This is a genomic window from Methanospirillum sp., from assembly GCF_035560735.1.
Taxonomy (GTDB): Archaea; Halobacteriota; Methanomicrobia; order Methanomicrobiales; family Methanospirillaceae; genus Methanospirillum.
This window is the reverse complement of sequence record NZ_DATMYY010000271.1, coordinates 1-10,540: the sequence shown is the minus strand read 5'-3', so window position 1 is coordinate 10,540 and position 10,540 is coordinate 1. Positions and strand designations below refer to the sequence as shown.

Here is a 10,540-nt window from a genome sequence, read left to right as displayed (position 1 = left end):
ACTCTAATCTATCCGGAGATCTCTGTTATCATGAGATTTGATCTACTTTTTTCTGGATAATTGATGTATGCAACTTTTTTCCCTGAAATTGCAGGCCATGCATCGTTGCCGGTGTCATTTGTGACCCTGAACTCTGAGCCTGATGACAGGTTATATCCATATATATCCCATTGCCTGTTCCTTTCGTCTATCCATACGATAATATCTCCAGAGATTGCAGCAAGCCATTGTCGTGATGGATTTGTTGTTACCTGAATCTGTTTCCTTGTGGTCAGGTTTTCTGCCACAATATCAAAGTCACCGTGTTTACTTGATTGCCAGACTACCCATCCGTCTGAAACAGCAGGAAACCAGTCCTGTGAAGAGGAATTCGTGATTTCGATCTCCTGATTGAGAGGGATGTTATAGACATAGATATCGCCTTCCGATTTCGGCCCTCTCCTCCAATCCTCCCAAACTACCCAGTCCCCGTCAATATCAGGCTGCCACTGGACATCTGGTGCTGTGCAGATCAACTGCTCTTTTCCGGTCGTGATGTTGAATAATGCAATATCGGGAGATATGTTTCTCTCAGTAACATATACGATTCTGTCACCAGAAATATGTGGAGTGGTCTCCCGGTCAGTATGATTAGTAATCTCTGTGAGAATTCCTGAGGTGATGTTTTTCAGGTAAATATTCCAGTATCCTGATCGTTTGTCCTGCCATACAACCCGATCTTTGTCAATATCTGGTCTGTATTGATTACCTTCTTCTTGAGACAAATCCCCGTTTTCACCTGAAGATGTGTTGATAAACAGAATATCTGCATTATGCAAATCTGTTCTGCTCTCATACGTTACCAGGTTCTCATATATTCTGGGAAAGACCGGTCCACCCGGATCTTTATCTGGTTCCTGCCCGGAATTCTGGATAAATAGAAGTAATACGATTACCGCAATTCCTGCAAGGGCAACCACCAGGTGTATCTTTCCTGGAGTAAATCTGCTCATATGAGATCTTTTGCAACCTTTTTCTCTGTTGAAGGTCCAAAAAAGGACAATCTGCCAAAAACCTGAAACATGGTCTTCATATAAATCACGATCAAATATCGAATATGGACAATTCCCTGCCTGATAGCGGAATACGGTACCCGCTCCCAGGCCCTGGGATCCTTATTGCTCTTTCCTCAAGTGGATGGCTTGGCCTGCTCTCGCTTATTTCTTTTGGGGCAGATGAAGGTTATACATTTCTTGGAATCATCGCTATCACTCTGCTGTTCAAGTATGCCCTGCTCACCGGCCTAGGCAGATATACACTAGCAACCGGAAAAGACATTTTTGTAGGAATCGCAGAAATTCCAGGCCCTAAGAACTGGGCAGTCTGGCTGCTCAATGGTGTCTATTATTTTGAGATCTTCATGCTTGGATATTCCTCTCTTGCAATGGCAAGGCTTTTTACAGAACTGGTTCACGTAACCATTCCCCCGGTTATCTGTGTCTTTGTCTTTTTTACTGCAATATTTCTCCTGGTATCAGTCAACTCGTACTGGTTTTTCAGAAAGATCCTGATGGGTGCTATAGGGATTATCATGGTTGGTCTGTGTGCAATGCTCTTTGCCATGCCACTCTCGGGACATGATGTAATCTTTCTGAAACTTCTGGACCTGAGCACGTTCATGAGTGTGTACGAGTCCTCGATCATTATGAGTGGTGTTGGATCTGGTTTTTCACTCCTCTTCTACTCGGTCTGGCTTGTCAACCATCTCAAAGGTTCAATGGTATCTGGTCACAAAAGAGAGTTCCTGGGGCGGATAAGATTTGATGCTGCACTTGGTATGTCCTCGCTCTTTATGCTATGCATCCTGTACCTCTCAGTTGGGTACGTCTTTTTATATGAACATGGTCTTGGTGCACCTGAATCAGATCTTACGCTTGAGATCGTCCTCATGGTAACCAACCTTGGTATCTTCGGTAATAGCCTGTTTGTTCTCGTCTGTTTTGTTGCCCTGTTTAGCAGCATGCTTGGTGGCGTTTATGGGAGATCAAGGGTTCTTCAGGTAACACTTCCTCGAACCATTCCCGGGTTTGTGATGACCAGGAAGGTATATCTTGCAACAGTCCTGGTTCTCATAATATCAGCCTTTGTTTCCCAATTTATCTGGTCTATGGACCTTACGAGAAGTTTTATATCAATACGGCTCATGCTCTTCAGCCTGGTTGTGGGGATTCTTATCTGGATCGATCGTGGCTTATCTTCTGAGGATCGTGGGTCAATATGGTGGTACGGAATCATGGCAGTAGGAGCAGGCATATCATTTCTGATTGGGGTAAGCCTGCTATCATGGCTGATGAATTAATAATAAAAAGGACCAAAAATAGATAATCTAAATTATCAAATTCACATTACCGGATTTATTACATCTGGCCGCCTGGCTCTCTCCAGGTAGCATACTTTTCCTGCTCAAGAAGTGTGTCAATAATTATAAGTGCAGCCATAGCCTCAGCAACCGGTACGATTCTCAGTGCGATGCAGGGGTCGTGCCTGCCACCTACAACAATAGTTCTGGGATTTCCTTCCAGGTCAATTGTGCTTTGAGGAGTAGATATTGACGGGGTTGGCTTAATAGCAAGTTTTATTGTAATATCCTGCCCGTTAGAGATACCCCCCAGGATTCCTCCGGCATTATTTGAGAGATATCCACCAGGGATCATGGGGTCATTGTGTTCAGATCCAAACATCCGGGCTGCCGCAAACCCTGATCCGATCTCGATCCCTTTCACACCTCCGATGCCCATGAGTGCACCGGCAAGCAGCCCATCCAGTTTTCCAAATACCGGATCTCCAAGACCAGATAGACATCCGGTGATGGTCAGGCTAATTACGCCTCCAACAGAGTCTCCCTGATCGCGGGCATCCCGGATCTCCTGCTCAAACTTTGCAGGATCAGAATTTCCATGAATTTCAACGATTTTTCCTACAATTGAGATATTCCGTCTCTTCAGGCAGATTGCAGCAATGGCCCCGGCAGCCACTCGTCCTGCCGTCTCCCTACCTGATGATCGTCCGCCTCCCCGGTGATCCCTGATGCCATACTTTTCAAAATATGTCCGGTCCGCATGTCCCGGTCTGAAGAGATCACGGAGATGATCGTAATCTGATGACCTCGCAGTTTCATTTCTGATAATGAGACCTATCGGAGTTCCAGTGGTCTTTCCCTGGAAAACGCCTGAAAGGATCTCCACGAGATCTGATTCACGCCGTGGCGTAACCAGGTCAGAAGTCCCAGGCTTTCGCCGGTCGAGAAATGGCTGGATATCTTCAGCAGAAAGTGATACTCCCGGTGGGCATCCATCAACGACTGCCCCGATGGCTGCACCGTGACTCTCTCCAAAGGTAGTAACTCTGAATGAGCGACCAATTGTGTTCAGAGTATCCACCTCCGTACGGTATCAGCCGGAACATCAACACCGGTCAGAACTTTAAACTGCTCGATAAGCTGGTGAATAAACATTTCAGTTCCCGGGATAATGCTACATCCCTTTTCAAGAGCTCCCCGTAAAAGAGGCGTCTCTGCAGGAGTGTACACGAGATCAAATACGTGCATATCAGGTGTCAGTGATGAGACAGGTATTGGTGTCTGATTTGCTGCCGCTGTGTGGGATTTCATTCCAACAGATGTTGTATTGATGACGAGATCCGGGTGATATCTGGTAAAATCACTCAAAGCCCCGGTTTCCACACCAAAATGCTTTCCCATCTCTCTGGCCCTTTCTACCGTCCGGTTAAGGATTATTGGAGTAAATCCCCGCATGGATGAAGCATACACAGCCGATGCTGCAGCCCCTCCTGCACCTAGGATGACAGCCACCTCGCCACTTATTCCTTCAAGAGGGCGGTAAATGCCTTTCCAATCAGTATTGAATCCATACCGCTTTCCATCAAGGAGAAGAATGGTGTTCACTGCCCCGATGACTGTTGCATCCTTTCGTATTTCATCAAGGAGCGGAATGACTCTCTCCTTATGAGGGATGGTCACGCTGAGGCCCCTCACTCCTGCCTTTTCAGCAGCCGGGATAAATTTTGCCGGGTCAGGACATTCAAACCAGGTGTACCTGGCTGGAATCTCTAGTTCCTGAAAGAGCCTGTTCCAGATGGGAGGAGAGAGGCTGTGCATGCAGGGGTTCCCAAGGATTCCATACAACCTGATTGAGGGATCGGGAATCGTTGCCTGAAGTGGCTTATGGGCTGCAACAGGAATCGGCGTTGTGAGCACCCAATTCACAAGTTTCTGCCTGGCATTGATCTCGTCTGAAAGGTGTTTCCCGGGCCTGATGATCTGAAGGATCTCAGATGCTGCCTGCCTGGGAGTTTTTCCGGTTGAGTCATACACAAGGTCAGCAGCTGCCCGGTATAGTGGCATTCGTTCGGCAAGGGTAGTGTGAATCTCCTCTTCAAGGGGGAGCCCGGTGAGGGATGGACGGGCAGTTCCCCCGATCCGCTTTGCTATCATCTCTTCGCTGCTGGTAAGGAGGATGATCTGACTTTTTCTTCGAAGACATTTGATATTCTCGGATCTGAGAATCGCACCTCCGCCGGTGCTGATTACTGCAGGTTTGTCTGAAAGTTTTGCAATAATCCTGGATTCAATTGAGCGAAAGAGGTCCTCTCCTCCTTCAGCAAAGATCTCGGGAATGGTTCTCCCCTCAGTCTCTTCTATGAGGGCATCAAGATCAAGATGCCCAAATCCAAGCGTTGCTGCAATATTCTTCCCGATACTGCTCTTCCCTGTGCCACGATAGCCAATCAGCACGATCCTGCGGTCTTCCATACTGCTCTGAACTCCTCCCAGAAGTCAGGATATGATTTAGTCACGCATCCGGCATCAAGAATGGTGAGGTCGCCGACTGCTGTTCCAAGAATGGCAAAACTCATCGCGGTCCGGTGGTCACGTTCAGGGTGAATTACGCCCCCTTTAAGTGTTCCCGGGATGATTTTAATCTCATTCTCTGATGCTTCGCATTGGATTCCAAGTTCCTGCAATCCGTTTACGATTGCTGCAATGCGGTCGCTCTCTTTTGCACGGAGATGGTGAATTCCGGTAATCTTTGTTGGTGTCTGTGCTACGGCTGCGACAACTGCTACTGTCTGGACAACATCAGGACAGTCTCCCATGTCAACCTCTATTCCTGATAGTGCACCACTCCTGGAGACCGTGACTTCTGATTCTCTGGACTTGATTGACTTGTTCCAGGTAATGGTGCACCCCATTTTTTCCAGGATATCAAGCAACCGTTTGTCACCCTGTTCAGAATCAGGATTCAGCCCTTCTACCGTAACAGTGCCCTTTGTTACAGCTGCCAGGGCAAACCAGTATGATGAAGATGAGTAGTCACCTTCGACTGTATATGATGATGGTTTGTACTGCATTCCTCTTGGAATCTTCCAGACAAAAGGTTCTGTACTCTTCTGTTCTGGTTTAATTCCAAATATTTCCATCATGCCGGTTGTGATCCTGATGTATGGTTCTGATACCACCTGGCCGATGAGGGAAATTGTGGCATCATATTCTGCATATGGAGCTGCAATCAGCAGTGAGGAGATGAACTGGCTTGAAATGCTGCCATCGGCTCTGATCTCTCCACCTGTAAGTGTCCCGTCAATGATCAATGGCGGGCAGCCCGGGTTTCCTGAATAGGAGATCTTCGCACCTGCATCGTTGAGTGCTTCAACAAGCGGGCCGATTGGTCTCTCCTGCATTCGTGCACTGCCAGTCAGGGAAACCGGTCCATCAGCGAGCAGACATACTGCTGTAAGCAGCCGCATACTTGTCCCTGAATCGCCGATATCGATCGGTGTATTAGGGGCACGGAGTCTCCCTCCTGTGCCATATACCGTGATCAGATCCTGTTCCCATACGATCCTGACACCAAGTGCTGCAAGAGCACGGGCTGTAATCCGGGTATCATCAGCATCGAGCTGACCCTTTATTGAAGATATCCCGTTGGCGAGGGCAGCAATGATCAGGGCACGATGGGTATAACTCTTTGAAGGTGGGGCCCTGATCCTGGCATAAACCGGGCCAGACCTGCCGATGTGCATATCCATTATAGATTCTCCATCTGGTTTTGCCATCTCCGGTAGCAGCCAAGATGCTTGATGGGAGCGATCTGCTGCAGTTCTGCTACTGATGTTTTCCAGTTACCCTCGCACTGAATATCAAGGAAAAAGACATATGTGCCCATACTCCGCTTTGAAGGCCGTGACTCAATGCGGGTGAGGTTCACTCCTTCCCGCTTGAAAGGGGTGAGGAGATCGTAGAGAAGTCCTGCCCTGTTCTCATCAGGATCAATGATCAGGCTGCACTTTTCCGAACCCTGATCTTTTTTTTCCTCTCCTTCAGTCTGTAGTGCTTGTGAAGAATTGCCAGGACTTATCTGTACAAACCGTGTGATGTTGCAGGCATTGTTTTCGATATTGGATCTGATGAGTGGGATCTGGTGCCGTGAAGTAAGCCGTTCTGAGATAATTGCTGCAGAACCCGGATCGCTTTTCTGTGCAATGGCACTCGCAGCATTACTCTCTGTATGGATCACCGGGACATTCAGGTCTTCTATTACTTTGCTGCATTGTTCATGGCTCTGAGGATGGGCATAGATCCTGGTTATCTGGTCAGAGGTCCCAGCAAGACAGTGATGGATTGGGAGGTAGGATTCAAGCGTTATTGTCACCGGGAATTGCATGAGACAGTCGAGCGTTGATGTAACACCTCCTGCCTCACTGTTTTCAAGAGGAACAAGACCGGATGTTCCGGTTCTGACAACCTCGGCAAAAACCCTGCCTATTGTTGGAACCAGAACAATCTCGTCTGCTCCGATGAGTGTTGCCATCTCGTGCGAAAATGTCCCTTCAGGCCCGAGAGTGACGATCTTCATGCCTTCACCATCGCAGCAATGAGTTTGTCAGTCATTTCCAGAGATCTGTTACAGTACTCGCCAAACCATTTACGATCTGCCAGGAAGAGTTCTGCAAACGCATCAGTATCTCCGGATTCTATCACATTTTTCAGGTTACCGGCAGCCTTGCAGCAGGTTTCAAGTACGTGGGATACCTCAGGATTCTGACTCAAAATGTCTGCATACAGCATGGGATCCTGCGCCAGAATCCTTCCTGCCACAGAGGTCTCTATCCGGTAGATTGGACTCATAAAGAGTTCGGTCTCTTCAGGCGTGATGGAGAGGAGTTTCATGGTTTCTGCCATCACAAGTGCCTTGAAATGTGTCAGTCCCTGGATGACAGCCATCATCCTGTCATGATGTTCGGGGGTGGTAACCGTAACCTGTGCTCCCTGGTCTGAAAAGATGTCAAAGAGCAATTTGATCTGATCATCGCTGCAGCGTCCCGGTGTAATGACGACGGTCTGACCTTTGAGTGATTCAGCTGTCGGCCCGAACATTGGGTGCATTCCGATGACATCGGCTGCACTCTCCATCATCGCTGTAACCGGTCCTGACTTGAGCGAGGTGAGATCACTGACGATCTGCTCTTTTTTCAGGAATGGGGTGATCTCTTTGATCACCGGTACGGTAGAGTGGATAGGCACTGATATTATTACAAGATCAGACTGCTCTGCGAGGTCGCGGTTTGTGAGTTCGGTTTTTCGCCCACTCACCCTGACCTCATGACCGGCAGTGGTGAAAACACGGGCAAAAAATGCTCCCATCTGCCCTGTCCCGCCGATGATCCCGACCTTCATCACTTCTCCAGGATCGTCTCGTTGACAGCCATCCCAAAGTGTCTTCCTGCAGTATCAAGAGCACCAAGGACAACATCGCCGGGGTTGAGGGCTGCAACTGATATTGCAGACCCGTCCGGTTTAGCCAGCCGTATTGTCTCTGCATTCTGGAGAATGATAGTAACTTCTGCTCCCTTGTGTTCTGCCTCGATAAGAAGAAGCGGACGCTGCTCTATCTTTACTCTCCCTACTGTTGCTTCCCGGCAGGATCCTTTTGCCCCGTTTACCATGACCCGGTTTCCTGCCTTGAGATCGGCAAGGTAGGCAGTCTTCCCATCCGCAAGTTTCAGGTAAGCATGAACAGCACCGGCATTTACCCTGAAAGGACGTGGAGCCACATACGGATTCTCGAGCGTCTCGGCGTGAACCAGGAAGAATCCTGAAGAAGTATTGCCGACAAGCATCCCTTCCCCGTCAGTCATCAGGGAACAGGTATCAACACAGACCCGGTCTCCCATTCCTGCAGGAGTTATCGCAGTAATCGTGAGAGGGATCAGATCCTGTCTGCATCCATGACCCTGAACGGCTTTTGCCACATCACGGATAACTGCCGGATCTTCAGTCTGGAGTAGTACTCCGGAAACACCTTTCTCAAGGATACCAAGGGCCAGTTCTGCCTCGTGCAGATTCTGTACAACTGCAATGACCGAGTCAGCAACGGCAACCAGATTCTCCAGCGGAATGACGGTCCAGTCAGGTGTATGAACAATGACCGGCATCCGCTTTGCAGTCTCCATCGCCTTATCCTGATCTTCTGTGCTTTTGATTGTGATCTCAGCGATATCCTTTCCCAAAACCAGATCCCCGTCTGGTGCTATGGTGGTGATTCGCCCAAGTTCCCTGACCGGAGCAGCAGAATCGGTTACGATTCCGTCAGCACCAGATTCGAGGGCTACAATTGCAAGTTCCTTGTTCCATGGTCTGACATCGACCAGGACCTGTTTCATTACAGGTCCTCCGGCTTAGCCTTCCCATGAACAACCTTGCAGACTTTATCTACAAATATTGCAGTATCTTCCCGCTGGAATGCATTTCTTCCCATGCAGACACCGGCACAGTTTGCGACATGGGTTGCCTCATTGATGGTCTTCAGGGTTTCGAGATCGCCGGCTTTCTCTCCGCCTGCAATGAAAACAGGTATTGAACTAGCCTCAACGATCTTTTTGAAACTCTCTACATCCCCGGTGTAATTGGTCTTTACCATGTCTGCACCAAGCTCTTCAGCAACTCTGACTGCATGGCCGACATGCCGGGGGTCGGTAGGGTTGATGCCTTTTCCGCGTGGGTATACCATTGCAAGAAGTGGTATTCCCCATCTGTTACAGTCGCGGACAACCATTCCGGCATCCTCTATCATTTTTGACTCCTGCTGAGCCCCAAGGTTGATATGAATCGAGACTGCGTCTGCCCCAAGTGAGATAGCCTCTTCTACTGTGCAGGTGATGACCTTGTCGTTGGGGTCAGGATTCATACTTGTTCCGGTTGAAAGATGGATAATGAGTCCGATATCGCGGCCATGACGACGGTGTCCTGCCTTGACAAGCCCTTTGTGAAGGATGATAGCATTGGCACCTCCGTCAGATACTGCACCGATTGTCTCGCTCATATTGAGAAGACCATCTATCTGTCCGAGTGTCATCCCGTGATCCATCGGAATAATGACAGACTTTCCGGTATTTCTGTCCATGATCCGTTCCATCCGGATCTGTTTGCCGATCATCTTACACACCCTTCAGGATCTCAAGCGCTTCGTGTGCACTCTTTCCTTCATGCACAATCAAGGCACATGCACGGACGAACTGGGCGGGATCAGGATGCTGGAATGCGTTTCTGCCAATGGAGATTCCTGCAGCTCCACCTTCCATTGCACCCTCGATAAGTTCCAGCGTGATGATATCATCAGTCTTTGAGCCACCTGCAACCACAACAGGGACCGGACAACCCCGTGTAACCTCCCGGAAGGTATCAGGATCTCCGGTGTAGTTTGTCTTAACGATGTCAACTCCAAGTTCTGCAGCAACGCGGGCTGCGAGCCTGACATGCTCGACAGCATGCTCATCCTTGATGTTTTTCCCTCTCGGGTACATCATGGCGAGGAGTGGCATTCCCCATTCCATACATTCTATAGAGACACGACCAAGATCTGCGAGCATCTGCGCTTCAGAGTCAGCACCGATATTCACATGAATTGAGACAGCATCTGCTCCCATCTTTATGGCGTTGGTCACAGAGTTGACGAGAACTTTCTCGTTCGGGTCTGGTCCGATGGCGGTGGAAGCTGAAAGATGCATGATAAGTCCCACATCATGCCCACGTTGCCTATGTCCGTATAGTGACAGGCCAATATGGCCGAGAACAGCATTTGCTCCGCCTTCTGCTACAGCATTAACCGCATCAGGGAATTCGATCAAACCCTCTAAAGGACCAAGGGATACTCCGTGGTCCATCGGGACTATGATCGTCTTTCTCGTATTTCGGTTCATGATACGTTCCAGTCTTATATCTTTACCTCTCATAATCGATCACCATGATATGGTACAGGCGATCGTGCCTAGTACCAAAAATACCTAAAATAGCGAAAACCGCTAAACGGCCAAAAAGAATGATGCCAGACTCCTGTTTTCAGAAGAGCAGTTAAACTCTCTGAAACAATTGATAGCATCGTAGAAAGGCAAACGGATGCTTCGCTCAGACAGGTTCCATCGGGCCCTGCTGAAGTCCGGTTGCTCTTCATTACCAGAACGTCGCTTAGAAGAATATAAAAAT

The 10,540-nt window shown here is 48.7% G+C and carries 10 protein-coding genes; 1 reads left to right on the top strand and 9 read right to left on the bottom strand.

Features of this window, described 5'->3' with window-relative positions; genetic code table 11:
* Positions 1-8: 8 nt before the first annotated feature.
* Positions 9-992, bottom strand: a complete 984-nt coding sequence (locus tag VN429_RS07705) for a TolB family protein (RefSeq protein WP_325631712.1) — start codon at positions 990-992, stop codon at positions 9-11.
* A gap of 104 nt (positions 993-1,096) precedes the next feature.
* Between VN429_RS07705 and VN429_RS07700 the strand changes: the two genes are divergently transcribed.
* Positions 1,097-2,338: a hypothetical protein gene (locus tag VN429_RS07700; protein WP_325631710.1), complete on the top strand. Its 1,242-nt coding sequence runs from the start codon at positions 1,097-1,099 to the stop codon at positions 2,336-2,338.
* 58 nt (positions 2,339-2,396) lie between these two features.
* Here the strand turns inward: VN429_RS07700 and VN429_RS07695 are convergent, their stop codons facing one another.
* Genes VN429_RS07695 through VN429_RS07660 form a run of 8 tightly spaced genes read right to left on the bottom strand, consistent with a single transcriptional unit; the run spans position 2,397 to position 10,290 of the window.
* Positions 2,397-3,410 (bottom strand): chorismate synthase, encoded by a 1,014-nt coding sequence (locus tag VN429_RS07695; protein WP_325631714.1) that lies wholly within the window; start codon positions 3,408-3,410, stop codon positions 2,397-2,399.
* Positions 3,407-4,810, bottom strand: a complete 1,404-nt coding sequence (gene aroE, locus VN429_RS07690; protein ID WP_325631707.1) for a shikimate dehydrogenase — start codon at positions 4,808-4,810, stop codon at positions 3,407-3,409. Before aroE ends, VN429_RS07695 begins: the two co-directional genes overlap by 4 nt.
* A complete protein-coding gene (aroA, locus tag VN429_RS07685) occupies positions 4,786-6,087 on the bottom strand; it encodes a 3-phosphoshikimate 1-carboxyvinyltransferase (RefSeq protein WP_325631703.1) in 1,302 nt (433 codons plus the stop codon). The genes aroE and aroA overlap by 25 nt, the downstream gene beginning before the upstream one ends.
* Positions 6,087-6,914 (bottom strand): prephenate dehydratase, encoded by an 828-nt coding sequence (locus tag VN429_RS07680; RefSeq protein WP_325631699.1) that lies wholly within the window; start codon positions 6,912-6,914, stop codon positions 6,087-6,089. Before VN429_RS07680 ends, aroA begins: the two co-directional genes overlap by 1 nt.
* A complete protein-coding gene (locus tag VN429_RS07675; protein WP_325631696.1) occupies positions 6,911-7,735 on the bottom strand; it encodes a prephenate dehydrogenase/arogenate dehydrogenase family protein in 825 nt (274 codons plus the stop codon). The genes VN429_RS07680 and VN429_RS07675 overlap by 4 nt, the downstream gene beginning before the upstream one ends.
* Positions 7,735-8,721 (bottom strand): 3-dehydroquinate synthase II, encoded by a 987-nt coding sequence (locus tag VN429_RS07670; RefSeq protein WP_325631692.1) that lies wholly within the window; start codon positions 8,719-8,721, stop codon positions 7,735-7,737. Before VN429_RS07670 ends, VN429_RS07675 begins: the two co-directional genes overlap by 1 nt.
* Positions 8,721-9,494 carry a 2-amino-3,7-dideoxy-D-threo-hept-6-ulosonate synthase gene (locus tag VN429_RS07665; protein WP_325631689.1) on the bottom strand — a complete coding sequence of 258 codons (774 nt, stop codon included), beginning with the start codon at positions 9,492-9,494 and terminating at the stop codon, positions 8,721-8,723. Before VN429_RS07665 ends, VN429_RS07670 begins: the two co-directional genes overlap by 1 nt.
* Position 9,495: 1 nt before the next feature.
* The gene (locus VN429_RS07660) at positions 9,496-10,290 is read right to left on the bottom strand and encodes a 2-amino-3,7-dideoxy-D-threo-hept-6-ulosonate synthase (RefSeq protein ID WP_325631685.1); all 795 of its coding nucleotides are present in this window, start codon (positions 10,288-10,290) and stop codon (positions 9,496-9,498) included.
* Between the last annotated feature and the right edge of the window lie 250 nt (positions 10,291-10,540).